This window comes from Methanoculleus sp. UBA374, assembly GCA_002508705.1.
In the GTDB taxonomy this organism is placed as follows: domain Archaea; phylum Halobacteriota; class Methanomicrobia; order Methanomicrobiales; family Methanoculleaceae; genus Methanoculleus; species Methanoculleus palmolei.
In genome coordinates this window covers 23,916-47,075 of sequence record DAYL01000029.1, presented here as the reverse complement: position 1 = coordinate 47,075, position 23,160 = coordinate 23,916, and the positions used below count along the sequence as shown (strand labels likewise).

The window sequence follows — 23,160 nt, the reverse complement described above, 5'->3', positions numbered from 1 at the left end:
TCCCCGGGTTTTACCGGGCCTCCTCCGACGGGGTCGGGGGCGCAATGATCACTTTCACCTTCACGATCCGCCGACCCCGCATCTGCATCACAACCAGCGTGATGTTGCTCTCCTCGATCTTGACCACCTCGCCGCGGCGGGGAATGTGCCCCAGCCGGTCGATAACAAGACCGCCGACACTCTCATACGAATCCGTCACCGGGAGGTTGAGGTGCAGGTCCTCGTTGAGGTGTTCCACCCACGCCCGAGCATCGACCTGATAGACGCCCTCTTCGATCTTCTGCACCTCGGGCTCCTCCTCGTCGAATTCGTCCATGATCTCGCCGACCAGTTCCTCGAGCATGTCTTCGACCGTCACGATCCCGGCAAACGACCCGTACTCGTCGAGGACGACCGCCATATGCTGCTTCTTTACCTGGAGTTCCTTTAGGAGTTCATCGATCTTCTTGCTCTCGGGGACAAAGTAGGGCTCGTACATCAGGTCCCGGAGCGTCGCGATCGTCTGCCTGCGGAAGAGCGCTGCAAAAAGGTCTTTCACGTTTAAAAGCCCGACGACGTTGTCGATCCGCTCGTGGTAGACCGGAATCCGGGAGAAGCCCGTCTCGTTGAAGACAGAGAGAGCATTCTCGATCGTGGCCGTATCCTCGATCATAACGACGTCGACACGCGGCGTCATCACCTCGCGGACCGTCGTATCGCCGAAGCGCAGCACCGAGTAGAGCATGTCCCGCTCTTCCTCCTCGATAGTTCCCTCCTCCTCACCGACATCGATCCATTCCTTGATCTCCTCTTCGGTGACGACCGGCTCGGACACGCCGGACCTGAAGGCGAACTGCCGCTGGATGCGGTCCGAAACCCAGAGCACCGGATAGAGTACCTTTGAGAGGTAAAGGATGGGCCGGGCGACACGGAGCGCGAGGCCCTCGGGGTCCCGGGAGGCATACATCTTCGGGCCGATCTCACCGAATACCAGTATCAGGAGTATTGTGACGCCGGCCGCTATTCCGACACCGGCATCACCGTAGATACCGACGGCGATCCCGGTCGCGAGCGCGGCTGCAGCCACGTTTACGACGATGCTCCCGATCAGGGTGGTGAGCTGGATGGTATCATTCGACCGCTTCAGCGCATCGAGTGCTTTCGCCCCCTTCCGATCCTGACTGAGGAGTGCGTGGACTTTTGCCCGGGTTATCGATATAAGGGCAACCTCAGAACTTGAGAAGAAGCCCGAGAGAAGCAGACAGATAAGAAATAATATGATCTCTATGGTTACAAGGTCTACGATTGCCATTTACTCCACGCCGCATCCAGCGGCTGCATATGATAGTCCGTTGAATCGTCGAACATATGAATTATGTCGCGGGCAGGGATTATAAATCCAGCGCTTCAGAAGAAGGCTTCTTTTAGAGCCTCCGTTTCCTGCATCAGGAGCACTATCTTCTCTTCAGCACAGAGAGGCTTCGAGAAGATCAGGTCTTCGAGTTCCAGGGTGAGGTGCCCGCTGTAGCCCAGATCGGCAAGTTCCGTGAGCACCCGCAACGCTCCCGGGTCGTTATGAATGGGGTAGTGGGGCCGCCCGTTCGCCCCGATGGCGCTGACGTGGACGTTTACCGTCCGATCGATGCAGAGGTCGATGAACCGGTCCACCTCTTTTGGGGACGCCATCATGGCGTGCCCCATATCCAGCGTGAACCAGAGCCACGGTTCCCGCTCCAGTATTTCGACCGCATCCTCCGCCGTATAGAGCAGGGCGTTGGCCCGGGGCTCCAGGTTCTCGATCGCCACCTTTACCTGCGCCCCCTCCGCGACCTCCCGGAGCCGGGCGATGTAAACCTCGAACCGCCGGTAGTCATAGGCACTCGGGCGCCGTTTCGCCGTCCTTCTCCCCGGGTGGACGGTGACCACGGCGGCGCCCACCCGGTCCGCCATCTGGATGGCTTCGAGGGTGTATTCGACCGTGATCTCGGCCACCTTCGGGTTGATGGAACAGGGATTCAAGTCGAGCGTCGGCGCGTGAACGGTGATCGGCGAGAGTTCCGGGTGATCGGCAATCCACCCGGCGAGTTCGGCTTCGGGACGGTCGCGAAGCCAGAAGTACGGCGTCTCTACCCAGAATTCGAGACAGTCGAGACCGGACTCGGCAATGTAGTCGAAGATGTAGTCGCACGGGTATTCGTGGAAGAACATGGTCGAGACGGAAAAACGGCCCATAACACTACTTGATATAAACCATCGGTCTAATAGATTGTGATGATGTTGAGCGGCCCTTCTGCCGACCCGGACCGGTTCGGCACCCCGATCCACCGGGTTTCGGAGGTTTCGGGACTCATCTGCGACCTCCTTGACGACGCACGCCTGCATCAGATCTGGGTGCGGGGGGAGGTGACCAACTACAAGGACCATTCCTCCGGACACCGCTACTTCTCGCTCTCGGAACGGAACGGGACGAACTCTGCGCTGATCAACTGCGTCATGTGGCGTACGTATGCATCGGGACTCGGCTTTGAGCCGAAAGACGGCATGGACGTCCTCGCATGGGGGTCCGTGGAGGTCTACGAGCCGCACGGCAGGTATCAGTTCATCGTCCGGGAGATGCTCCCGGCGGGCGCCGGCGAGCGCCACCTCATGGTCGAGCGCTGGAAGCGGGAGCTCGACGCCGAGGGGCTCTTTGCCCCGGAGCGGAAGCGGCCCCTGCCCCTCTTCCCCCGCCGGATCGGCGTGGTCACCTCCCGGACCGGTGCGGCGGTGAAGGATATCCTCTCGGTCATCGCGCGCCGGTACCCGGCCGAGGTGGTCCTCTCCCCGACGGCCGTCCAGGGCGAGGGGGCGCACGCGGAGATCGCGGAAGCGATCCGGCGGATCGATGGACGCGTGGACGTGATCATCGTCGGACGCGGCGGCGGGAGTTTCGAAGATCTCTTCCCTTTCAACCACCCCGACGTCGTGCGGGCCGTCGCGGCATGCAAGACGCCGGTGATCAGCGCCGTCGGGCATGAGGTGGACACCGCCCTCTGCGACTTCGCCGCGGACCTCCGGGCGCCGACGCCGTCGGCGGCGGCGGAACGGGCCGTACCCGACCGTGAGGAGGTGCTCCGGGAACTCCGGGGGTGCGATGAACGGATGCGGTCGCTCCTCTTCCACCGCCTCGCCGCCCTGCAGAGCGAGGTCGGGGACCTCCGGGGGCGGATGCATCCCCAAAGACTCGTCCGCCGGATTCACGAGCGGATGCAGCGCCTCGCCGAGCAGGAGGAGGCGCTCCGGCGGGCAGCGCTCGCCCGGGTGCAGCGGGAGCGGTCCGCCTTCGCGGAGGTCCGCGCGGACCTATCCGGGAAAAACCCTCTCGCCGTCCTCGAACGGGGCTATTGTATCGTCGAGGCGGACGGGAAGATTGCGAGGAGCGCCCGCGACCTCCGGCCCGGAGGCCCGGTGGTGCTCCGGATGAAGGACGGATGGGCGAGAGCCGTCGTGGAGGAGATACGGTATGACGGAGACCTTTGAAGAGATGCTGGAAGAACTCCGGAAGATTGTCCGGAGACTGGAAGACGGCGATGCGAGCCTTGAGGAGAGCATCGCCATCTACGAGCGGGGTGCGCTCCTCGTGAAGCAGTGTGAAGACCTCCTCGGCTCGGCCGAGATGAAACTTACGGAGCTCGGCCGCGACCGGTGAACCGGTAGAACCCGGGGGGGACATCGATCTCAAACCGCGCACCTTCCCCGGGCTCACCGGTCTCGCGGATGGAGAGATCCGTGATCGCGAGGATCTCCCGGGCGAGGAAGAGCCCGAATCCGGTCTGCCGCCCGAATCCTCGTTTGAATATCCGTTCCTTTTCGGCTTCTGGGATGCCGATACCGTCGTCTTCATAGACGATGCGGACCCCGCCTTCAGACTCTGCGAGATAGATGCGTATCCGGGTAACGCCTCCGCCGTGCCGGAGCGAGTTATCGATGAGGTTTGCAAACACCCGGGCGATGAGGGGGTCGACATACACTTCAATGGCGTCCGCCCGCACCTCGACGGAAACCTCCCCCATCTCGAGCCCTGCCATCGCTTCACTGACTATCCGCGATATATCCTGCCAGACGGGGGAGGCCGCGCCGATGTCCTGATAATCCCCGGTGAAGGCCATGTAGCGCCGGATACCCAGGATGGCCTCTTCTTCCTTTCGGAAATATTTCTGCAGCTCCGGGTCGTCCGTCTGTTCCCGGGAGAGGTCGAGGTAACCCGAGAGCACGTTGAGCAGGTTTAAGATGTCGTGTCGGGTCACGTCCGAGAGCAGGTTGAGTTTCCGGTTCGCGAGGAGGAGCGCCTCCCCGGCCATCCGCGCATCGGTGATGTCCCGGCCCACCGATTGATACTCGACGACGGAACCCTGCTCATCGAAGAACGCCGTATCGATCCACTGCTGCCACCGGACCCTGCCGTCCGGCATGACCACCCGGTGCTCGACCGTGACGGCAGGGTGTTCGGAGGTGAGGGAGGCATGGTTCCGCTGGACTCGGACCAGATCGTCGGCCGGGACGGTGGGGGCGTATCGTCGCCCGAGGAGATGTTCGCACGGGATGCCGACGGAGCGGCAGTAGGCATCGTTCGCGAAGGTGATGGTGCCATCGGGGAGCCGGCGGTAGATCAACTCGGTCTGACTCTCTACGACCGCACGATACTCCTCCTCGCTTCTCCGGAGAGCCTCTTCCACCCTCCGGCGGTCCGAGATGTCCCGGAGATAGACGGAGACGCCCCCGCGGGTCGGGATGGCGCGCACCTCGAAGATGTAATCGCAACCGCGCAGAGGGAGCGGGTATTCGCTCACACCGGCCCTGCCGGTCTCCATGACCGTACGAAAGAACCCGGTAACCGCCTCGTTCCGGAGCTCCGGGAAGAGATCGTAGAGACTCTTCCCGAGGGCTTCTTCCTCGGAGCGGCCCGAGAGACGGGCCGCCGACCGGTTCCAGGAGACGATACGGGCGTCGCGGTCAAGGGCAAGGAAGGCGTCGCTGATGTTTTCGGTCAGTTCACGGTAGCGTTCTTCGCTCTCCCGGAGGGTCGTTTCGACCCTCTCCTGTCCCGGCGCCGTGACGATGACCCAGAGGTACTCGGTCGCCCCGTCGCCGGGATCGCGCGAGATCGAGGCCGCCAGGGTAACCGGAACGGCGCCACCGGTTCTGCCAAGCAGGAACTCCTGCGCCGGCACCTCGCCGCCCCGGGAGAGGGCTGCAACCGCCGATTGGAAGGCCGGAATGCACCCGGGATGGAGGTAAGTGCTGAGGGGGGTCCCCTGCAGGCTGTCGGGAGAAAGACCGAGCAGAGCGCACGCCGCCCGATTCGCTTCCAGGATGACGCCGTCCGGATCGGTGCAGAAGCACCCCGCCGGGAGGTGAAGAAAGCGGCCCCGGTACCGCCGGCATTCGACGCCGACGCTCCGGATGCCGGCGATCAGAGCATCGATCAATTCGCTCAGTTCGCACGATCTTTTTTGCAGGAGCAGGGCATCCACAGGTGCCGTACCCTCTCCGGCCCCTGATGAACGGAGACGGCGGACGAGCGTCTCCAGTTGGTCAAGGAGGGCGTCGAGCGCCGGGGTGAACGGTTGCATGTTTCCCCTGTTCCCCGCGTCGTAGCGGATAAACCTATCCCCGGTCGTCATGGACGGGCAAAAAAAGACGCTCTCCGCATGCGTGAGGATGAACCGGCATCATTCCTCTCCTTTCAGAGTGTATATACCATCGAACGGCGCACCATGCGTCGTTACGGTCCTGAACGGGACCGCTTTTGTCGTCGGGCCCCTGACGGCCAATCTCCTCCTTGCAATAGGCGTGCTGGTGCTCGGAGAGATCCGGGACGGGATGCACAGCACCCGGTGAGCCGCTCACATCCTTCGGTGCTCAAACTCCCGCTCGAAACTCTTCGAGTTTCTCAAGCTCCGGTTCGTCAGAACCGTCGCATCCTACGGGCGGTCGTTCTCCGAAACCTCCGCCTCAAGTTCGACCACCAGTTCTTCCCCCCGCCGGAGCGCCTCGATGAACTCCCGGGGAAGGCTCGCCGCGACATGGTCGGCGCGGATGCCTATGGTCCGGTCGGAGATAAAGTCGCTCCGCCGCCAGACAAGGTCCGCGGGGTGGTCCAGGGTGAGCGCTGCGCTGCCCCTTGAACTGACCTCGACGGTCTTGTCTCCCGCGGTAAGGCGGGTCGTGAGGACCGCACGGTCGTCGCGGAGCAGCGCCTTGAGATCGGGGTCGAGGTCGGCGGCGCCCTTGTCGGCGGCGACGCCGATGATGCAGTCGCCGGAGAGTGTCAGTGTTTCGTCTTTTGTCACTTCAAACGTTGTCGGGTGGGTCCCCCGGACAAGCGGGTGGCCCCGCGCCCGCACGATATCCCTCGCCTTCATGCTTAATTAGGTGAGGGCTTCAATTGCTAATGAATGATGAGTGTTTTCTGCCCCGTCTGTAACGAGGAGTGCGAACACCAGGTTCTCCGGGAAGCCGCCGAACTGGTGGTGCAGTGCAGTGAGTGCGGCCGGATTCACCGGATACCGAAGCCCCCCGAACCCCGTATGCTCACCGTCAAAGCAATCGTGAGCCGTGAGACGGAGTCGCAGGTCTGCAGCGTGGAGATGCTCGAAGGCGAGGTTGTGAGCCTCGGAGACCGCATCGCCGCAGAATGCGGAGACGAGGTCTTCGGAGTCGAGGTCACCGGCATCGAGACCGGAGAGAAGAGAGTCCGCCGGGCGGAGGCCGGGGAGGTGACAACCCTCTGGACACGGGGGATCGAGCAGGTCGTGGTGCGGGCGTCCGTCCACTCCGGGCGCACAACCCTTCCGCTCTATCAGACGGCGGAAGGGGAGGAGGAGTTCGTCGTCGGAGAGTCTTACACCTTCGGCGGGCGGCGGATCAAGATATCGCATATTAAACTTCGCGACGGCCCGGTCATCCGAAAGGACGGTTGGAAGACGGTAGCCCGAAGGGTGAGGCGGATCTACGGCTACCTCGATAGGGGCTATCGGAGGGAGTAATTACAGGTGCCGCCGGATTGCCGCCTCAAGGTCCTCACGGTGAACGAGCCCCTCCATTCGCTCCCGGACCTCGTCATCCTCGATCACAAGGGTCGTAGGGGTCACCCGGAGGGTATACTCCTCGATATACTGCGGGTTTCCCACGGCATCGATCTCCTCGATCTCGATCCCGAGTTCGGTCGCCGCCTCACGAAGGATCGGGGTCTGCTCCTCGCACCCCATGCACCCCTCCTGGTAGAAACTTAGTACTCTTACCGCCATACATGGCAGAAGGCGGGGAGATTATAAAAAAATAGTGGGTGGCGTCACCCTGCTACAGCGTTGAGCGTAACCTCGGCGCTGCCGTAGCGGTGCGCGATGACCAGGGAATCGGGGTTCTTGGCGATGATCTTCCCGAAACGCAGTGCCGGAGTCGTATTGCTCTCGTTGCCGAGGGGGATCTCCGGCGATGCCGTCAATCCGAGCGGAACCAGATCGCCTTCCGAGACCTCTGTGAAGTTGAGGCCGATGCCGTTTGCATCCTCTTCGCTCAGGTTCATCTCGAAGTCATTTTCTCCATAGGAGAAACTGATGACTTTCGTCTCTCCGGGCCGCATCCCTACGAGCCCCTCGGAGATGGCGTTGGTCTCAAAGCCCAGCAGGCCGAAGCCGGAAAACCCGGAAAGCTCCGGGTACACGACCGGAATAACGGCGACGTTCTCACCGGAAACCACACCGCCGACAGGGATCTCCATGCCGTTTGCAAGCAGGACAAGGTTCCCCTTCTGATATTCGCTTGAGAGGAGGTTCTGGTCGGTCGTGATGATGGGGGTCCCGTTCTCGTCACGGATGGTGTAGCCGATCTGTGCCGTATTCCCTATCTGAGCCTTCTGGCTGCTATCAAACATCGGGGAGAGGTAGGTCCCCACCATAGCCACCGCCACGAGCAGGGCGACACCCACATAGGCCCATTTCATCCATGGCGTGCCGTCGTTCTTCGGGCTTTTCTGCTGTGTCTGTTTCATTACGGTACAATCGTCTTTCGTTAAAATAAAATAGTATTGTTGTTCTGCAGGAAGGATATTGCCCCAATATGCAATTATAAATAATATAATAGACTAACTTACAGTTAGCCTCGGCGACCCGATCGTCCCGGGGCGATCTCAGAGGATAGGAGCGATTACGATGGCAAGAATAGAACGAGGACCATACCGCACAATATGGCAGGACTTTGACGACCTTATGGCCGAGATGGAGAGCAGGTTCCAGTCCATGCTCGGGGGAATCGGCACACGAGGGGAAGAGTTCAGGGGCCGGGTCGTTCCGGCAGTTCGTGACTTCCGCGTGGATGTCCGGGACCACGAAGATGAGGTGATCGTCGTTGCCGACCTTCCGGGTGTTGAGAGGGAGAACGTCGCCGTTCGGCTCATTGATCCGCTGCACCTGGAGATCACAAGCAGGCGGACGAACGAGACCGAGGAAGAGGCCGTGGACTTCTTCATGCGGGAACGCATTTACGGCCAGATGGGCCGCACGGTCCTGCTCCCCGCCGAGGTGGTCGAAGAGAACGCCTCTGCATCGTTCAAGAACGGTGTGCTTGAGGTCCGGTTGAAGAAAGCGCCGACCGAGACGGGGACCACAATCCCCATCGAATAATCTTTTTTCAGCCCTCCCGTCTTTCAACCGAACAATTCATGTCGCGGCAGCGTAACACTATCATGATGGAGAAGAAGCGGGTCAAGGACTACATGACCTACGACGTCGTCACCGTCAACGCCCACGGGACGGTCAGGGATGTCATCGAAGCCATAAAAAAGACGCACCACGACGGCTTTCCGGTTGTGGACGACTCGAAGGAAGTGGTAGGCTACATATCGGCGCGGGACCTCCTGTTTGCCCATCCTTCGACACCGATAGAACAGGTTATGTCCCGCCACCTCATCGTCGCCGACCCCGAGATGAGCGTGAACGATGCTGCCCGCGTCATCTTCCGCTCCGGCATTCAGAAACTCCCGGTCGTCAACGAGAATAACGAACTCATCGGGATAATGTCGAACGCCGACGTCATCAGGTCCCAGATTGAGCATGTCTCGCCGGAGAAAGTCTTCAAGTTCATCGAGACCCTGAAAAAACTCTACGGAGTCGAACCAACGCTGAAGCGGGGTTCGGTCCCGATCGACGACCTCCTGCCCACGCAGTCGAAGATCTATGAAGACGAACTGGAAGGAAGGATTTACGAGATCAAGAAGGGACTCGCCGAGCCGCTGATCGTGGTCCGGCGGCCGGGCCGCTGGATCCTGGTCGACGGGCACCACCGGGCGATCGCGGCAAAAAGGCTCGGGATCAAGAATCTCGACGCCTACATCATCGAGGTCCGGGAGGATATCGAACTCGGTATGGAGCGGACGGCCCGGACTCTGAACTTGCAGACGCTCGACGACATCAAGGTGCTCGACTACGCCCGCCATCCCCTGGTTGCGCTGACGCACCGGCTCGTGCGGCACGGGTGAACAAACCATTTTCCCCACCGGGAGCAGCCCCGGGTTTTCCGGTTGCGGTCCCGTGTAGTAGACGTTACCGTGGTTTTCCTCGCCATACGTCCCCAGGGTGAACCCGAGGACCAGTTCGGTCGCTGCGCGCCCGGCGCTGTACTCGTGCGTGCCGGCATCGAGCGGTTCGCCGTCAGAGTTGAACGGGTTAAAAAAGTATAGGGATCCGGAACCGCGGCAGAAGAGCCGTCCGGGTCACTTCTTCGGGTGGCGCCACCAGAACTCTTCGGGGTAGTAGTCTGCAGCGATGACGGCGTAGATGCCGGTGTCCCGGAACGCGTAGTCACGATACATGCTCCGGTGCTGTTCGTCGAGGACATCCACCCGGATCTTCATCTCCGCGAGATCGTGGTCCCTCCCCAGTTCGGTCATCAGGATCTCGAGAGCGTCCCGCTCGTTGAAGTCATTCTCGGCCTCCGTCAGCGGGGGTTCGAGGGTGGTCGCCGACGCAACCACCCGCCAGTAGTTCTCTACGAAAAACTGCAGTTCGGCAAAGACCTGCTCCCGGAACGCGGAGCCGCCCCGGTCTTCGAGAGCGGCCAGCTGCCGGTTCAGTTGCTCGTACTCAGTCCGGGCAGAGGCCAGATCGACCCCCTGTGCTTCGTGGAACGCCAGGAGGTAGCCGAGGAGGTATTTGCAGCAGTACGGCGCCCGGGCGGTGTAGTGCCCCTTCACCGTAAGGGCGTCCAAATGGGCCTCGGTCTCATGGATCACCGCGGCATAGCGCTCCAGTGCCTGCTGGACGAGGTCGGCGGGCGTATCGGCGGTGCCGGCCCGTTCGGCCTTTCCCTTCAGCGGGATCAGCAGACCCCGGGCATCCCGTTCATCGACGTACGGGCGGTAAATTCCCGAGACCCCGGTCGCCTCGGGCCGGAAGTAGGACTGGATCTCGCCTTTTTCGTTTCCGGCCGCAAAAGTGTTGCTTAGACGGTCGTAGATTACCAGGTTCTCGAGGTCGGTCTGGTAGTAGACCTCGACCCCCTCACGCAGGGCCGCAAGGCGAGCGGCCTGCGCGAAGTACTTCTGCACACCCTCACGGTCGTTCAACTCCCCGGAAAGGCCGAAGTCGGGGCCGTGACGGGCGAAGTGGAGGGATGAGGTGTCGATGGGCCCGGGGCCGCGTTGCGCGAGGACGAGCGAGGGGTGCACCCACCAGAACGGATCGGGGGGGAGATATGTCGGCCTCCCGATATAACGGATATCCCCTGGGGCGAAGGTATCGAGTCCCCGTTCATACTTGAAACGCATGATCCGATCGAGGGTGACAACCTTGATATCGATCTCGCGGAGATCATGATCGCGGCGGAGCTCGGTCAAGAGCACCTCCATGTAAGTCCGGGAAAAGATGGCATTGTCGGTCTCATCTACGAAACATGGATCGAAAAAATAGTCCAGATCCCGCCGCGTAAGATCGTATTGCAGTTCCGCCATCAACGCATCCCGGAGCGGCTTGCCGAGATGCCTCTCAGTCTCCTCCCATGTCCTGTTCAGGATCGTATATCGTGCCCGATGCTCCGACACATCGGCGCCTGCCTCCTCAAGATAGGCGAGGAGGTACTTAACCTCACTTCTTTCCCAATAGGGAGAAGATGCACGAAACCTCCCATTGACCTCGATCCTGTCGAAGAATGTCCTGATTTCATCGACACTCTCCTCGAAATACTTTAAGCGCCACTTTACTTGTGAAGCGAACAACTCCAGGGGAGTCTCTTTGCCTCTTCTGAACTCTGGCCGGGTTCTCCAGATGTTATCAAGCATTTCCCATTGTGAATCCAAGGTTGTAAACTGTTCCCGATAGTCCGAGATCTCGATGCCTTCTTCTTCCAGGGAAGAAAGGAGATCTTTTATCTCAACACGTACTTTAAACAGTCTGGAAGGACGGTAGTCCCACGGATCGTCGACCTCGTCAAGAAAAGTATTGGTTCTGGCAATACTCTTCCTGAAATAAGAGAAATACCGTTTCAATCTCTGAACAGGTGACTCAGACACTTTGCTAACTCCATCGTCAGTTTAATTTGATCAATTCATGGTTATTTATGCGCCTGTCGATGTACGCTGTAGGAACATCTGGTTTAAAGAACGTCTGGATCTCTCCCATCTCATTCGCGACCCCAAACCAGTTGTTTGCCCGATCATAGATCGCCAGGTTACACCTATCGGTCTGGTAATAGACCTCCACGTTGCCGTCCCGTTTCTTCACGAAATCCGCTGCCAGGTTAAAGTACTCCTGCATTTCAGCCTCATTTTCCGGATCTCCGCTAAATCCAAATTGTCTACCATGGTCCTTAAAATGTTTTTTTAGGTTTTCCTCCGGCGATGCCCACGGTCCCTTCGACCAGGAATGGTACTGCTTCACCTCATAGAGCCCTTTGACCTGATAGAAATCCGCGTTCGCGGTGACGGCATTCCGAACTCCTGTGTAGGATGCCCCTTCGTCATCAACCAGACGCCGGACGTCATTCAAGTCGACCTGCCGGTCGATGATCTCGATTAGCTCGTCCGTCTGTGCCCCGTGACTCGTACGCAGGAGCGTGGCCGAGTTACTGTAGACCTCGTCGAGAACAGCAATTCTCCTGGTTTCATCGGCTTGATCGCGTACGATCTTTGCGACGTACACGCCGCAGTGCCGAAGTTTTTGGGGCTCATGAAGGGCGATATGAGTTATTTTGCCAATGACCTTGCCTGCATCGCCGCCGACCGGACAGATGCCGACGATACAGACAAGCGCCATCTGCTTGTCACCTTGTGAGATGGCAATACCGGCATCCCGGATATCGCCAAAGATAGCTATACCACTGAGCAATGAACCCAACTCATAGTAGGGGTTGTCATGATTTTCGGCCCCGTAACTACCCAGGGTGAAGCCCAGCACAAACTCCTTCGCGATATGCGCCGTGTCAAATGCGTGCGTGCTGGCATCGAGCGGTTCGCCGTCCTGACTATCAATCCAGCCGTCACCGTCGGTATCGGAGTTGAACGGATCGGTTCCGTTCGCAAGTTCATATGAATCAGTCAAACCGTCGTGATCGGAATCCCTTGACAGCGGATCGGTGCCGGTCTCCCTTATTTCGACAATGTCGTCAATCCCGTCCCCATCCCCGTCGACGCTGTTCGGGTCGCTCACGAGGATGAAGTAGATCTTCCCGTCGACCATGATCATCTGGCCGAGCTCCTCGCCGTCGGTCAGGCCGTCGCCGTCGGAATCAGCGTTGTTCGGGTCGGTGAAGTGCTGGTTCCCATACCCGTCCCACCAGCCGGCCTCTTCGAGCCAGTCGGGGATGCCGTCGCTGTCGGTGTCGATATCCCGGTAGAACCGCAGGGTGTAGGTCACGTCGCCGGCGTTGTTGCTGATGATGCCCGAATCATGGTTCCACATCCCGATCTCGCCGCCGGTATGGGTGATCTCAAGGATGTTCGGAGTGACGTGCACCTTGCTGACCGTCTCACCAACGTCTGAGCCGCTCTTATTATACCGGATGCTCATTCCGAGGCTGCCGTAGTCGTAGTCGTATCACGCAGATCCTCTTCGTTCCGCCGGGTGTCCCGACACGGATCACCCACCGGGTCACAACCGTCCTCGGCCGGGGCTGTTTGCCCGGCCTCCCCCCGGGGGATTCTCCTCGGGAATCATGGTATCCAGAGCAGATCCGAAAAGAACTTTATCTTCGCGAGGTTGAAGGTAAAAAATAATGCACGTACTGAACTTATCGAGAAGTCAGGTGTCCGTTTCCCGTGTTGCTTTATGAGTGCACCGTACCTCTGAGTATCCGGAGAACGAGAAGCCCGTATGCTCCGGGGTTACTCGTTCGCCGGCGGCAACGCCGCCTGCATCCGTGATCGAGCACGACATCGCCAGCCTGGCGACCCATCGCAGAGATTGGGCGACCGCCTGGAACCGTGAAAAGAAATGGGCAGGCGCCCCTGCTCATCGGACTGTGTTTTTCGTCGTTCGGCGCGACATCATTTTAGCGCCCATGGGGGCTGATTTTGCCGGACAAGCCGCGCACACTATTCGGGAACCACTGTCGGCGCGACGTCATTTTCACGCCCATGGGGCCGATTTGGGGTGAGGAGACGATCCGGCAGGCCCGACATGTAGCTTTTCTGCACATAAAAGGTATATAGACGAACGTTGAGCTCTCCCTTGGGGATATCGAAAATCGGAATCTCAGGAGGCGCGGGGGCCCACGCACCAGGCAACGAGCCTGAATGGACGAGAGAAGCCAGATCAGGAGTTTAAAACATGGAAGGAACAAGAGAAGCCGTCAATCACCTGACGGAGCATCTGCACGGGAAGCGGCCGCCGCACCGTGCAGTGATCGCCGGACTGTACCTGCTCTGCATATCGCTCATCTGGTTCCTCCCGGGCTCCCTCGCGCCGGAACTCTTCGGCGGTGGCAACACCCATCCGGTCTTCGTCTTCGGATACGGCGGCGTATATCTGTTTGCGGCCGTCCTCTTCGGGTGCTCCACGGCGCTCCTCTTCATGCTGGTGAGGGAGACGAGGGGCGGGGCGGGCGTCCGGGTATTCACTCTGCCCGCCCTGGCCGTCGCACTCTTCCTGCTGTACATGATCCCCGCCTATCTCGGGGGATCGATGCAGATGGGACTGCCGTTTTACGTTCCCGGGTGGGAGCACTTCGGCGTATCCCCCGCCGTCGACGTCCTGATGAGCGCCGTCATCTCTCTTTCGGGCATCAGCCTCCTGTCTCTCGCGACGATCGCACCCATCCTCCTCATCGATCGGTACGTCACGATAAAGAGGCCATATGTCGCCTGCGGCGCGCTCGGCACCCTCCTCTTCCCCTACCTGACGGCGGCGATCTTTGCGATCGATTCCGTTCCGTCCCTCATCCCCCTGCTCTCCCTCCCCCTCTCGACCATCTCCGTCTTCTGCCTCGGAGTTGCCGGGGCGGTGGCGCTCTCCATCCCTCCGGTCGTCCACCATCTCCTGAAGGGGAGCGGACGTCCGCCCCGGCAGGCCCATGTTCTCGGACTGTTTCTCCTCTGTATACTCCTCGTCTGGTTCGTCCCGGGGTACCTCGAACCCGGGCTGTTCGTTGCGGGTCACGATTACCCCGACCCCGGACAGAAGATGAACTGGTTTGTTCCCCACGGGATGTGGGGCAGTGAACGTGCAGGGTCCGACGTCCACACGGTTGAGGGCACCTATCTCATCGACGAGAATGCCTCCCCGACCGGTCCCTTATCCCTCCCTGCCCTTTCCGGAACCGAGACCTGCAGAACGTACACCCGGGAAGAAACGGGGGAGCGGTACATCGTCGATCAGCGATGGTACAGGGACGAATGGACCTTCAGAAACGAGAAGAGGACATTATTCGAAGCGCTGGCCGATCACGGCGAGACTCTGGAGGCGACGCTCGATCTCGGCGACCACCTCCTTGCCGCCGGGCTCGAACGCTCCGATGCGGAGCGGGGGTACCCCGCCTGGCTCTTTGTCAACGAGACCGCGAGGGGCTACATCCTCACCTACGAGAGGCCGTTTGACGACGGGAGGAGCAACGACTTCTTCATCGTCTACTACGGGACATACGGAGAGGCCATGGGTCCCGACCCTGACCGGTCCCTGAAAGCGCTGATCGCACAGCGGCTCTCCCCGTCGGCGATCCGGGCTCCCGGAGAGGGGCTTGACGAGGACATAAAAGTGAGCCGGATGCCGGATGCGGAGCCGCTCCTGTATATCTCCCGTACAATCGTGTATGCCGGCACCCTCCTCCTGACGCCGCTCCTTTTCGGCTGCTCTGCCGCTCTCCTTTTTGCGGGTGCGCGGACCGAACTGGAGGCCCGGAGAAGGCGATCCACGGTTGCAGTGCTCCTTTCTGCCGCCGCCCTCCTGCTCCTCTCCCTCATCCCCGTCTGCCTGACCGGTTCGACACAGGTAGTATTCCCGCCGTTTTACGTTCCCGGATGGGATTACTTCGGCGTATCGCCTCTCCCCGACGCCCTGCCAAGCCTCATGGTATTTCTGCCGGCCCTCACGCTCATCGGCCTCGGGGTGATCGCGCCGTACCTTCTTCTCGGGCGCCGTCTTCCCCTGAAGCGGCCTGTTCGCGCCGTCCTCGTCTCGGGCACTCTCATCTTCGGCATCCTCATCTTCCCGCTCCAGACGATGCACTTTCTCTGGCAGGAACCTTACCCGCCCCTCGCCCCCTGGTTCTCCCTTCTCGCCCGGATGGTCCTGGGATTCTGCTTTGTTGCCGCAGTGGCGGCGGCGGTCTACGCGGTCATGGCAGTGGCGGGGCGGAGAGACTGAACGATCGCGAATGGCTCTACCCCTCGCTCATCGCCGGTCCCGTCGGCGGCGGACTGCTGGTGTTCTCGGTCTTCATGAACGGAGTCGACGTCTCCAACGCTTCCGCATGCGCTGCGAGCGGCTTTGCCGCAACGGTCGACCCGCCCGGGGGCTTTCCGCCGTCGAAGGATCGCAGGCCGCCGGGACGGGGACCGGGGTCTCGAACAACGGCACGCCGGTGGATGTCACGGTCATGCTCCACGGAGTCGACGGTTCGGACCTCATCGTCATGAACCTCAAGTTATAAGCGGGGAATCGACCCCATACTCCCCGGCACATCGTGGGAAGGGTGACAATAACCTCAAGGAACAGCCTCCGCGGGTAAAAAAAACAGGAACCGGATCGTGCACCGGGAACACTCCCACAAGCACCCGGGCGAACCCGGAGGAGATCCGGTCGGGGATATCCGGGACCCTACGACCCCTCGGTCCTCGTATCGTAGTCCTCGTTCAAGACGTGCTCTTTCACAACCGTCCCCTCCGGGATGATCACCTCCGGCCAGAGCCGGGTCCCGGAATGGACAACCACGTCGCTCTTCAGCACCACGTGCGGCCCGATGACCGTGTCGTGCTCGATGTTGCACCCGCTGCCGATGAACGTATCGTTGTCGATGATGCTCCCGCTGATGGTGGTGTCTCTCCCGATCACCACCCGGTTGTAGATGGACGACGAGAAGACCTTCGCGCTGTTCTTGATGATGCAGCCCTCCCCGATGCTCGTGTAAGGCCCGATGACGACGTTCTCCTCGATGATCGTCCCGGCACCGATCGAGACCGGGCCGATCACCCGGGAGTTCGCCGCAACCGAGACGCAGCTCCCGATCTGCGCCGGGCCGAGGACACGGGCGCCCTTGATGTAGAGATCGCCGGAGATGTTCGTGAACCCGATGTCCTGCAGCTTCCACCGCTCCGCTTCGCGGAGCGACCGCGGGCTCCCCACGTCGGACCAGTTGCCGCGGGCAAGCCAGGCCTTCAGGACGTAGCCCTCCTCCATCAACTCCGGGAAGAGGTTGCGGGCGAAATCGAACTTCTCGCCGGTCGGGATATGGTCGAAAATATCGGGGTTGCAGACATACATCCCGGTGCTCGCGAGGTTCGAGAAGATCTCGCCGGGGCTTGGTTTTTCCTTGAACCGCTTGATCTGGTAGTTCGCGTCGATCTCGGCGATGCCGTACTCGGTGGGGTCATCGATGCTGATGAGCCCGATGGTGGTGATCGAGTCGTTGGTGAGGTGCTCGCGGTAAAATTCGAGCAGGTTCAGGTCCACCACATGGTCGCCGCCGACGACGAGAAACGGCTGTTCTTCAAGGTATTTCTGGGCGTTCTTAACGCTCCCCGCCGTCCCGAGTTTCGTTTTCTCGTGGACGTAGGTGACGTTGACCCCGAAGAGCGACCCGTCCCCGAGGGCCTCCTCGATGGCTTCACTCATGTAGCCGAGCGTGATGACCACGTCGGTGAAACCGAGGTTCGCGAGGTGTGAGACCAGGTGCTGGATCGAGGGTTTATTGACGATCGGAATACAGGGTTTGGGACGCCCGAATGTGAGGGGACGGAGCCGCGTGCCCTCCCCTCCGCACATTATGCACACCTTCATGCCACTCCATTGTATGCGTATCGATTTAACCCTATTGGGCGACCGAAAGCCTTCGTTTCCCAACCTTTATCCATCGTTGGGCAAAGAGTTACAGAGACGATGACGACATTCGAATGTACGCTCTGCGGAAAGTGCTGCATGCACGCCGGCGGCGAGCTCATCGAGGTCGAGAAGAGGCTTTCCGGACGGGACTTCCTTTGTCGGCAGCGGATCGTCGGGGGCACGTTCCGCGCCCGGGTCGAGGAGCGGTTCCTCGATGCCTTCAGGGATACCTCCGAGAGCCGCAAGCATCCGTCCTGGTGCCCGTTCCTCCGGGGCCTCCCGGGGGAGAAGGAGAAATACATCTGCACCATCCATAACAGCCGCCCGTCGGTCTGCCGCTCTTACATCTGTTGCACCATGCGGATCTTTGCCGGGGACGGACGGGAGGTCGGGAAAGTGAAGGGGAGGAGGAGCCTCGTCACGGGGGACGACATGCTCCGCCGGTGCTGGGAGGAGGGGGTGGCGCCGCTCGCGACCGACGACGACGTCGCCTGGCGGGCCGAGGTCGCGACGGTTCTCGGCCGTGCCGGCTACCGGGTCGAGGTCTATGAGTGAACCCCGGCACCTCCCGGTTGTCCGGGGCCGGGTGCAGTGTACACAACAGGAGGCGGTCTCCATCGACCGGTGCAGGCTCTGCGTCCACTCCGTTCGCGTCATGGTCGGCGGAAGAGAGGTGACGTCACCGGCACGGGCCTACTGCAGCCGGTGCCGGGACACGCCCGATGTCGATATGGCAAAGGTCGAGGAGATCGTCTGCGACGACGTCTCCGGAGAGGGGTTCCGGAACATCGCGAATATCATCAGTTAGTGATTATTTCCGCCAGAACTCCCAGGGGTGCTTGGTCTGGAACGGAACACCCTTCGCCTCTTTGTTCCAGTCGGTCTCAATCGTATGATGGACCAGCCGAACCTCGTTCCGGAGTTCGGTGAGAACCTCTTTAACGTCTTCGAGTTCGCGCTGAAGCCGGTCAAACTCTTCAAACGAACGCTGCTGCCGAACCGGCACCGTCTCTCCGTCCTGCCGGGAGGCAAGACCGGCCTCAATCAGTTCGAGGATCGCCTCGTTCCGGTCGAACGCATGATCCCTGGCAAACTGATCGATCTGCTCCATCAGGTCGGGATCGAGCGCAAACGAACATCTCATCACCATTGATCATCAACATCCCGTGATAGTTGTATCCGCCCTGCAAATTATAGTGTCTGCCGTCCCCTTTCGGCGGGGCCGCATGCGCTTTCCATGCAACCGCCTCCAATCAGGCAAAAAAAGAAGTACCCGATCATTCCGGGAAGAATAACCGGGGTCAACTGATATTTTCCATGTTGTATCCTTTCTGAGCAAGCAGATCCTTCACTCGCTCGCGATGGTTGCCCTGCAGCTCGATCGAGGAATCCTTGACCGTGCCGCCACAGGCCAATTTCGCTTTCAGGAACTTCGAGAGGTCTTCAAGGTCGATGTCGTAGGGGTCGAGACCCTCGATGACCGTAACTTCTTTTCCGTAGCGCCGCTTGTTAATCTTTACGCTGATTCTCTGCTGTTCCTTCGCGACTTCTTCACAGATACACAGTTCCTTTGGCAGTCCGCAAGTCGGACATATCCCACCGTTCATTACCAGTATCTTTCAGCTCTCGTTATATATTATTTGGCATGGTCATCCGTCAACATCGCAAGAGATCGCATCCCAGTGAGAATACCGTGCCGCCGGCTCCGATACAGGGGGACGGTGATATCCAAGCCACCCGGGTTGCGGGCCTAGGGAAGAGGACCACTCCACGACACGTCATGAAACCCCGCCCTTAATAACCCGACGTGCCCAACTCTCCTGCCGACAATGTCTCTTATTGTGCTCGGAACCGCATCTCACGTAGGCAAGAGCGTAACCGTGGCGGCACTCTGCCGTGCGCTCTACCGACGCGGAATTCCGGTTGCGCCGTTCAAGTCCCAGAACATGAGTCTCAACTCATATGTTACGGCCGACGGAAGCGAGATCGGGATCGCCCAGGCCGTCCAGGCCTTCGCGGCAGGAGTCGAACCCTCGGCCGATATGAACCCGATCCTCTTGAAACCGAAAGGAGATCAGACCTCACAGGTGGTGCTGCTCGGTCGGCCCTATAAGGATGTGCAGATCCGGGACTACTACGCCGAGACGGATATGCTCCTTTCGGAGGCCGTCGCCGCGTTCGAACGGGTGCGGCAACGCTACGGCCACGTGGTGGTGGAGGGGGCCGGCGGGGCGGCGGAGGTGAACCTCTACGACCGCGACATCGCAAACATCAGGCTTGCCCGGTCTCTCCGTCTCCCCATCGTCCTTGTCGCCGATATCGAGCGGGGCGGGGTCTTTGCCCAGGTCTACGGGACGCTCGCCCTCCTCCCGGAGGATATCCGGCCTCTTGTCGTCGGGGTCATCGTCAACAAATTCCGGGGGGATGTCGGGCTCTTCGCATCGGGCGTTGAAAAACTCGAAGAACTCACGGGGGTCCGGGTGTTCGGGGTGGTGCCTTACATAGAGATCTCCCTCCCGAGCGAGGACTCGCTCTCGATCGCCGACAAGGGGCATCGGACGACCGAACGGCCGATCAGGATCGCCATCGTCCGTCTCCCCAGGATCTCGAACTTCACCGACTTTGAGGTCCTCGAAGAGTACGCCTCGACGGACTACGTCCGGCCCGGTGCATCGCTTGCGGGCTACGACTGCATCATCCTCCCCGGGACGAAGAACACTGTGGAGGACCTCGCCGTGCTCAACCGGGCCGGAACGGGAGACGAACTCCGGCTCGCCAGGGAGCGGGGGGTCCCGATCATCGGCATCTGCGGCGGCTATCAGATGCTCGGGAGACGGATCGTCGACGCCGGTATCGAGTCGGGGACCGCCGCCGAGTACCCGGGGTTCGGGCTCCTCGACGTCGCCACCGCATTTACCGGCTACCGCAAGACGACGGTGCAGGTCCGGCGTCGGGCGGCCGGTCCCGGCCCCATCCTTTCCCGGATGGGAGAGGTGGACGGCTACGAGATCCACATGGGCGAGACGGAGCGCGGAGGTCTCCCTGAGGCATTCGCCGGGGAGGGGGCCGCGACTCCCGACGGCCTGGTCTTCGGGACCTACATGCACGGCCTCTTCCAGAACTCCTGCGCGGTAAACGCTCTCCTCGTCTATCTCTCGGAGAAACGGGGCGTGCCGTTCGAGCCGATTCCGAACGCCGACGCCGGCGCCCTCGGGGCCGCCGCGGCCTACGACGACCTCGCGCGGCACTTTGAGGAGCACGTGGATATGGATGCGATTCTCCCCTATTTTCAGGAATCGGGCCCGGCGCCTGAAGAATGGGTCGGAGGGCGTGGGGCGCCGAGGAGACACCAAGTGTAAAAAATCATGAGGCGCGGTCCCGGATTCCGCCGACGGGCATGTATCCCGGCCGGTTCACGAAAGAAGACGGTTCATCTTCAAAAGGAAGACCGTGCCTCCCGCGGCCGTCCCGGCTGATGTCTTCGAGCCGAATCGTTGCGGTCGAGATGAGACAAACGGGGTGACGCGGTGTCGACACACACTCGCGGCATGCGGCGGCCCCTCTCTTGCGCGCACTTTTCACCATCTGGAGGGGCCGCACCGGGGGCGTGCCGACGATACTCCTGGATTTCGATATCCAGGGAAGGTATGCAGGGATCTTAGCGGAGTACTCATCCATACCCGCGATCCAGGGATCGAGATATATTTCCACTGGAGATCGGCCGCACCGCCGGGAGATGGAACAACGAGGGCGTATCGGGAGAATGCGACGGCCCGGGTACCGCCGTGACAGTTCAATGTTTGACACAGAAAAGGTATATGGGAGAACGTTGACGTCTCGATCGGCGATACCGCATGCGGTATCCCGCGGGGACCGGGAAGTTCGATTGGCGTCGTATCCCGGCTCCCATACTGTGCCCGGAGGGCACTAAGGCCGTTGGTTCCCATCAGGAATAACCGTTGTGGTCTGGAGTTCCCCCGGGTACTTTTCCGAAAAACCGGAGGAACAAAAAATGACACAGAAAAAAGATCCGCCATGTCAGGGCGATACTCAAATCTCTGCCGTTCACCGGCACGTCCCCCGGGATGGGGACTGCCACTCGTCGGCAGGCGCGTATCTGCCCTTCATGATCGGGCGTTACCGCCACGGGCTTCCCGACTGCGGGGGCGGCTCGGGCTCCTGGTACAGCGCTGAATGCCTGGAAAACGTGACGATGCGGTATGCCCGGACCCGGAAATGCCTCGAACATATCCAGATACTGGCGGGCTGCTACTGGATGGAGAGGGAAGGTTGCCCCGAGCACTGTTACATCGAGGGGACCTTCGACCGGGATTTCTACATGGCGCGCGTCAAGAATAGCGAACAAGGACTTAGCCATGCGGTCTGCGCCGAGTTCTTGGGAGGCAATGCGGATGAGTTCTCCAGCTGGAAGTTCTACCAGTTTACCGAACTGAACATCAAACCCGGGGACTGGAAGCACATGCCCTTGGGACGGAAACGGAGGCGACGAAGGTGACGATCTACGAAGTAATCGGAGTATTTCATTGTGGTCTCCTTAACCACAAGACAAAGCCCGAGGTGACGTTTTTGATCGACGCAAAAGGAAATGTAACCAAGGGTTGAGGGGGGAGTAAATGACAAAAGCGACCCCACGGATCATCATTGTACTTGCAATCGTCTGTTGCGCAGGAGCGCTGATCGTGGCAGTGCACCTTCCTGACGGGGACAACCGTCTGGAGACCGGAAACGTGACGCCGGCGGGGTCGCCGACAGAGTCGAACCCGCCCGGGGGTATAAACCGGAATACAACGCTGAACAAGGAATCTGAAGAAGTACCGGAAGTTAAGAATATGACATCGAAAGGGATCTGGGAGCGTGCCCAGGAGATCCATGCGTCCTGGTATAGGTCTAGGACCGTGGAGCGAGTGCTGAAAGAGGCAAATATGACGCCGGATGAATTACCCGACGACGTAACAGAAGAACTGAAAAACATCGTGTCATTCGAGGACATTATCGAAAAGTGGGAGTTTGATTCTCAAACCAAACAGGTCGTCATCCATGCGTCCCTCTCACAGAATGAACAGCACGAAAAGGAGTTGAGTGCCGTTTCGGGCAGACAGGTCGGCGGCTGGACCTTTAACGTCGTCTGGGAACCCTATGTTCCCGAACTCATTAAACGAGCACTGAAAGAGGCGAATATGACGCTGGAGGAGTTGCCCGAGGAAGTAAAAGAGGAAATGGATAGAGTGCAACTTGCGGATATACGAACGTGGGAACTTGACCCGCAAAACAACCAGGTCATCGTCCATACGTACTTTTCCCGGGATGAAAAGCATGAAAAAGAAGTGAAGGCCGTTCAGGGCAGAGAGGTCGCCGGTTGGACCTTTAACGTCGTTCAGGAATATTATGTGCCTGAAGACGTAAGGCAAGCGCTGAAAGAGGCGAATATGACGGCGGAAGAGTTGCCGGAGGAGGTGAGAGAGGAGATAGAACATCTCCGACCCTATAAAAACAGAGAATTTATCATAATGCGCTGGGAATTTGACTCAGAAGACAAACTGGTCATCATCCGCGCGTTCTCTATACAGGATGAAAAGAAGGTAAAGGCCATTCAAGGGAAACAGGTCGGCGGCTGGACCTTTACGGTCATCCATGATCCCGAGTATGAGAAAGAGTA

25 protein-coding genes are annotated in these 23,160 nt (G+C 60.1%); 14 read left to right on the top strand and 11 right to left on the bottom strand.

What is annotated here, in order from left to right:
* Positions 1 to 10 precede the first annotated feature (10 nt).
* Both BRA42_RS08935 and BRA42_RS08930 read right to left on the bottom strand, forming a co-directional pair.
* Positions 11 to 1,291 carry a hemolysin family protein gene (locus BRA42_RS08935; protein WP_292406430.1) on the bottom strand — a complete coding sequence of 427 codons (1,281 nt, stop codon included), beginning with the start codon at positions 1,289 to 1,291 and terminating at the stop codon, positions 11 to 13.
* A 95-nt stretch (positions 1,292 to 1,386) separates the two neighbouring features.
* Positions 1,387 to 2,211: a sugar phosphate isomerase/epimerase family protein gene (locus BRA42_RS08930; RefSeq protein ID WP_292406427.1), complete on the bottom strand. Its 825-nt coding sequence runs from the start codon at positions 2,209 to 2,211 to the stop codon at positions 1,387 to 1,389.
* A gap of 39 nt (positions 2,212 to 2,250) precedes the next feature.
* On the opposite strand from BRA42_RS08930, the gene xseA reads away from it, so the two are divergent.
* Together xseA and xseB are read left to right on the top strand one after the other, a co-directional pair.
* On the top strand, positions 2,251 to 3,498 hold the full coding sequence (gene xseA, locus BRA42_RS08925; RefSeq protein WP_342685928.1) for an exodeoxyribonuclease VII large subunit: 1,248 nt from the start codon (positions 2,251 to 2,253) through the stop codon (positions 3,496 to 3,498).
* Entirely contained in the window at positions 3,482 to 3,667 is a 186-nt protein-coding gene (gene xseB, locus BRA42_RS08920; protein WP_292406424.1) for an exodeoxyribonuclease VII small subunit, read from the top strand. The genes xseA and xseB overlap by 17 nt, the downstream gene beginning before the upstream one ends.
* On the opposite strand, the gene BRA42_RS08915 is transcribed toward xseB, so the two are convergent.
* Positions 3,642 to 5,591 (bottom strand): PAS domain S-box protein, encoded by a 1,950-nt coding sequence (locus tag BRA42_RS08915; protein WP_342770328.1) that lies wholly within the window; start codon positions 5,589 to 5,591, stop codon positions 3,642 to 3,644. The two genes, xseB and BRA42_RS08915, sit on opposite strands and share 26 nt — an antisense overlap.
* 118 nt (positions 5,592 to 5,709) lie before the next feature.
* Between BRA42_RS08915 and BRA42_RS08910 the strand changes: the two genes are divergently transcribed.
* Positions 5,710 to 5,859: a hypothetical protein gene (locus tag BRA42_RS08910; protein WP_292406419.1), complete on the top strand. Its 150-nt coding sequence runs from the start codon at positions 5,710 to 5,712 to the stop codon at positions 5,857 to 5,859.
* 83 nt (positions 5,860 to 5,942) lie between these two features.
* Here BRA42_RS08910 and BRA42_RS08905 read toward each other — a convergent pair whose 3' ends face one another.
* On the bottom strand, positions 5,943 to 6,383 hold the full coding sequence (locus BRA42_RS08905) for a DUF371 domain-containing protein (protein ID WP_292406416.1): 441 nt from the start codon (positions 6,381 to 6,383) through the stop codon (positions 5,943 to 5,945).
* A gap of 33 nt (positions 6,384 to 6,416) precedes the next feature.
* On the opposite strand from BRA42_RS08905, the gene BRA42_RS08900 reads away from it, so the two are divergent.
* Entirely contained in the window at positions 6,417 to 7,007 is a 591-nt protein-coding gene (locus tag BRA42_RS08900) for an HVO_0476 family zinc finger protein (RefSeq protein WP_292406413.1), read from the top strand.
* Here BRA42_RS08900 and BRA42_RS08895 read toward each other — a convergent pair whose 3' ends face one another.
* Positions 7,008 to 7,268 carry a thioredoxin family protein gene (locus BRA42_RS08895; protein WP_292406409.1) on the bottom strand — a complete coding sequence of 87 codons (261 nt, stop codon included), beginning with the start codon at positions 7,266 to 7,268 and terminating at the stop codon, positions 7,008 to 7,010. It lies immediately after the preceding gene.
* Positions 7,269 to 7,312: 44 nt separating this feature from the next.
* Positions 7,313 to 8,011, bottom strand: a complete 699-nt coding sequence (locus BRA42_RS08890) for a hypothetical protein (RefSeq protein WP_342770329.1) — start codon at positions 8,009 to 8,011, stop codon at positions 7,313 to 7,315.
* 160 nt (positions 8,012 to 8,171) lie between these two features.
* Between BRA42_RS08890 and BRA42_RS08885 the strand changes: the two genes are divergently transcribed.
* Both BRA42_RS08885 and BRA42_RS08880 read left to right on the top strand, forming a co-directional pair.
* Complete coding sequence (locus BRA42_RS08885; protein WP_292406403.1) at positions 8,172 to 8,642, top strand: Hsp20/alpha crystallin family protein; 471 nt, start codon at positions 8,172 to 8,174, stop codon at positions 8,640 to 8,642.
* Positions 8,643 to 8,707: 65 nt separating this feature from the next.
* Complete coding sequence (locus BRA42_RS08880) at positions 8,708 to 9,496, top strand: CBS domain-containing ParB/RepB/Spo0J family partition protein (RefSeq protein ID WP_292406505.1); 789 nt, start codon at positions 8,708 to 8,710, stop codon at positions 9,494 to 9,496.
* Positions 9,497 to 9,730: 234 nt separating this feature from the next.
* Here BRA42_RS08880 and BRA42_RS08875 read toward each other — a convergent pair whose 3' ends face one another.
* Positions 9,731 to 10,852 (bottom strand): hypothetical protein, encoded by a 1,122-nt coding sequence (locus BRA42_RS08875; protein ID WP_292406400.1) that lies wholly within the window; start codon positions 10,850 to 10,852, stop codon positions 9,731 to 9,733.
* Here BRA42_RS08875 and BRA42_RS08870 point away from each other — a divergent pair.
* A complete protein-coding gene (locus BRA42_RS08870) occupies positions 10,829 to 11,203 on the top strand; it encodes a hypothetical protein (protein ID WP_292406397.1) in 375 nt (124 codons plus the stop codon). The genes BRA42_RS08875 and BRA42_RS08870 overlap by 24 nt on opposite strands.
* A gap of 337 nt (positions 11,204 to 11,540) precedes the next feature.
* Here BRA42_RS08870 and BRA42_RS08865 read toward each other — a convergent pair whose 3' ends face one another.
* Positions 11,541 to 13,019: a hypothetical protein gene (locus tag BRA42_RS08865; protein ID WP_292406394.1), complete on the bottom strand. Its 1,479-nt coding sequence runs from the start codon at positions 13,017 to 13,019 to the stop codon at positions 11,541 to 11,543.
* A 759-nt stretch (positions 13,020 to 13,778) separates the two neighbouring features.
* Between BRA42_RS08865 and BRA42_RS08860 the strand changes: the two genes are divergently transcribed.
* Together BRA42_RS08860 and BRA42_RS08855 are read left to right on the top strand one after the other, a co-directional pair.
* Positions 13,779 to 15,809, top strand: coding sequence for a hypothetical protein (locus BRA42_RS08860; protein WP_342770331.1), 2,031 nt, complete (start codon positions 13,779 to 13,781; stop codon positions 15,807 to 15,809).
* A gap of 106 nt (positions 15,810 to 15,915) precedes the next feature.
* The gene (locus tag BRA42_RS08855; protein ID WP_342770332.1) at positions 15,916 to 16,095 is read left to right on the top strand and encodes a hypothetical protein; all 180 of its coding nucleotides are present in this window, start codon (positions 15,916 to 15,918) and stop codon (positions 16,093 to 16,095) included.
* Between the two features lie 167 nt (positions 16,096 to 16,262).
* On the opposite strand, the gene BRA42_RS08850 is transcribed toward BRA42_RS08855, so the two are convergent.
* Complete coding sequence (locus BRA42_RS08850; RefSeq protein ID WP_292406384.1) at positions 16,263 to 17,441, bottom strand: nucleotidyltransferase family protein; 1,179 nt, start codon at positions 17,439 to 17,441, stop codon at positions 16,263 to 16,265.
* Between the two features lie 99 nt (positions 17,442 to 17,540).
* On the opposite strand from BRA42_RS08850, the gene BRA42_RS08845 reads away from it, so the two are divergent.
* Positions 17,541 to 18,038: a YkgJ family cysteine cluster protein gene (locus tag BRA42_RS08845; protein WP_292406381.1), complete on the top strand. Its 498-nt coding sequence runs from the start codon at positions 17,541 to 17,543 to the stop codon at positions 18,036 to 18,038.
* On the top strand, positions 18,031 to 18,291 hold the full coding sequence (locus BRA42_RS08840; RefSeq protein WP_292406376.1) for a hypothetical protein: 261 nt from the start codon (positions 18,031 to 18,033) through the stop codon (positions 18,289 to 18,291). Before BRA42_RS08845 ends, BRA42_RS08840 begins: the two co-directional genes overlap by 8 nt.
* A gap of 3 nt (positions 18,292 to 18,294) precedes the next feature.
* Here the strand turns inward: BRA42_RS08840 and BRA42_RS08835 are convergent, their stop codons facing one another.
* Positions 18,295 to 18,627: a type II secretion system protein E gene (locus tag BRA42_RS08835; protein WP_292406374.1), complete on the bottom strand. Its 333-nt coding sequence runs from the start codon at positions 18,625 to 18,627 to the stop codon at positions 18,295 to 18,297.
* Between the two features lie 157 nt (positions 18,628 to 18,784).
* The gene (gene yciH / locus BRA42_RS08830) at positions 18,785 to 19,090 is read right to left on the bottom strand and encodes a stress response translation initiation inhibitor YciH (RefSeq protein WP_209730510.1); all 306 of its coding nucleotides are present in this window, start codon (positions 19,088 to 19,090) and stop codon (positions 18,785 to 18,787) included.
* A 222-nt stretch (positions 19,091 to 19,312) separates the two neighbouring features.
* Here yciH and BRA42_RS08825 point away from each other — a divergent pair, with 222 nt between their 5' ends.
* The 3 genes from BRA42_RS08825 to BRA42_RS08815 all read left to right on the top strand — a co-directional run.
* Entirely contained in the window at positions 19,313 to 20,842 is a 1,530-nt protein-coding gene (locus tag BRA42_RS08825; protein ID WP_292406366.1) for a cobyric acid synthase, read from the top strand.
* A gap of 653 nt (positions 20,843 to 21,495) precedes the next feature.
* The gene (locus tag BRA42_RS08820; RefSeq protein WP_342770333.1) at positions 21,496 to 21,999 is read left to right on the top strand and encodes a hypothetical protein; all 504 of its coding nucleotides are present in this window, start codon (positions 21,496 to 21,498) and stop codon (positions 21,997 to 21,999) included.
* A gap of 118 nt (positions 22,000 to 22,117) precedes the next feature.
* Positions 22,118 to 23,160, top strand: a 1,043-nt coding sequence (locus BRA42_RS08815; RefSeq protein WP_342772130.1) for a hypothetical protein, incomplete at its 3' end; no start/stop codon positions are given.

Bases quoted from the DNA above. Each gene is read 5' to 3' on its own strand.
- BRA42_RS08935 (WP_292406430.1), bottom strand. From the start codon at position 1,291: ATGGCAATCGTAGACCTTGTAACCATAGAGATCATATTATTTCTTATC.
- BRA42_RS08930 (WP_292406427.1), bottom strand. From the start codon at position 2,211: ATGGGCCGTTTTTCCGTCTCGACCATGTTCTTCCACGAATACCCGTGC.
- xseA (WP_342685928.1), top strand. From the start codon at position 2,251: ATGATGTTGAGCGGCCCTTCTGCCGACCCGGACCGGTTCGGCACCCCG.
- xseB (WP_292406424.1), top strand. From the start codon at position 3,482: ATGACGGAGACCTTTGAAGAGATGCTGGAAGAACTCCGGAAGATTGTC.
- BRA42_RS08915 (WP_342770328.1), bottom strand. From the start codon at position 5,591: ATGCAACCGTTCACCCCGGCGCTCGACGCCCTCCTTGACCAACTGGAG.
- BRA42_RS08905 (WP_292406416.1), bottom strand. From the start codon at position 6,383: ATGAAGGCGAGGGATATCGTGCGGGCGCGGGGCCACCCGCTTGTCCGG.
- BRA42_RS08900 (WP_292406413.1), top strand. From the start codon at position 6,417: ATGATGAGTGTTTTCTGCCCCGTCTGTAACGAGGAGTGCGAACACCAG.
- BRA42_RS08895 (WP_292406409.1), bottom strand. From the start codon at position 7,268: ATGGCGGTAAGAGTACTAAGTTTCTACCAGGAGGGGTGCATGGGGTGC.
- BRA42_RS08890 (WP_342770329.1), bottom strand. From the start codon at position 8,011: ATGAAACAGACACAGCAGAAAAGCCCGAAGAACGACGGCACGCCATGG.
- BRA42_RS08885 (WP_292406403.1), top strand. From the start codon at position 8,172: ATGGCAAGAATAGAACGAGGACCATACCGCACAATATGGCAGGACTTT.
- BRA42_RS08880 (WP_292406505.1), top strand. From the start codon at position 8,708: ATGGAGAAGAAGCGGGTCAAGGACTACATGACCTACGACGTCGTCACC.
- BRA42_RS08870 (WP_292406397.1), top strand. From the start codon at position 10,829: ATGATCGCGGCGGAGCTCGGTCAAGAGCACCTCCATGTAAGTCCGGGA.
- BRA42_RS08865 (WP_292406394.1), bottom strand. From the start codon at position 13,019: ATGAGCATCCGGTATAATAAGAGCGGCTCAGACGTTGGTGAGACGGTC.
- BRA42_RS08860 (WP_342770331.1), top strand. From the start codon at position 13,779: ATGGAAGGAACAAGAGAAGCCGTCAATCACCTGACGGAGCATCTGCAC.
- BRA42_RS08855 (WP_342770332.1), top strand. From the start codon at position 15,916: ATGCGCTGCGAGCGGCTTTGCCGCAACGGTCGACCCGCCCGGGGGCTT.
- BRA42_RS08850 (WP_292406384.1), bottom strand. From the start codon at position 17,441: ATGAAGGTGTGCATAATGTGCGGAGGGGAGGGCACGCGGCTCCGTCCC.
- BRA42_RS08845 (WP_292406381.1), top strand. From the start codon at position 17,541: ATGACGACATTCGAATGTACGCTCTGCGGAAAGTGCTGCATGCACGCC.
- BRA42_RS08840 (WP_292406376.1), top strand. From the start codon at position 18,031: ATGAGTGAACCCCGGCACCTCCCGGTTGTCCGGGGCCGGGTGCAGTGT.
- BRA42_RS08835 (WP_292406374.1), bottom strand. From the start codon at position 18,627: ATGAGATGTTCGTTTGCGCTCGATCCCGACCTGATGGAGCAGATCGAT.
- yciH (WP_209730510.1), bottom strand. From the start codon at position 19,090: ATGAACGGTGGGATATGTCCGACTTGCGGACTGCCAAAGGAACTGTGT.
- BRA42_RS08825 (WP_292406366.1), top strand. From the start codon at position 19,313: ATGTCTCTTATTGTGCTCGGAACCGCATCTCACGTAGGCAAGAGCGTA.
- BRA42_RS08820 (WP_342770333.1), top strand. From the start codon at position 21,496: ATGACACAGAAAAAAGATCCGCCATGTCAGGGCGATACTCAAATCTCT.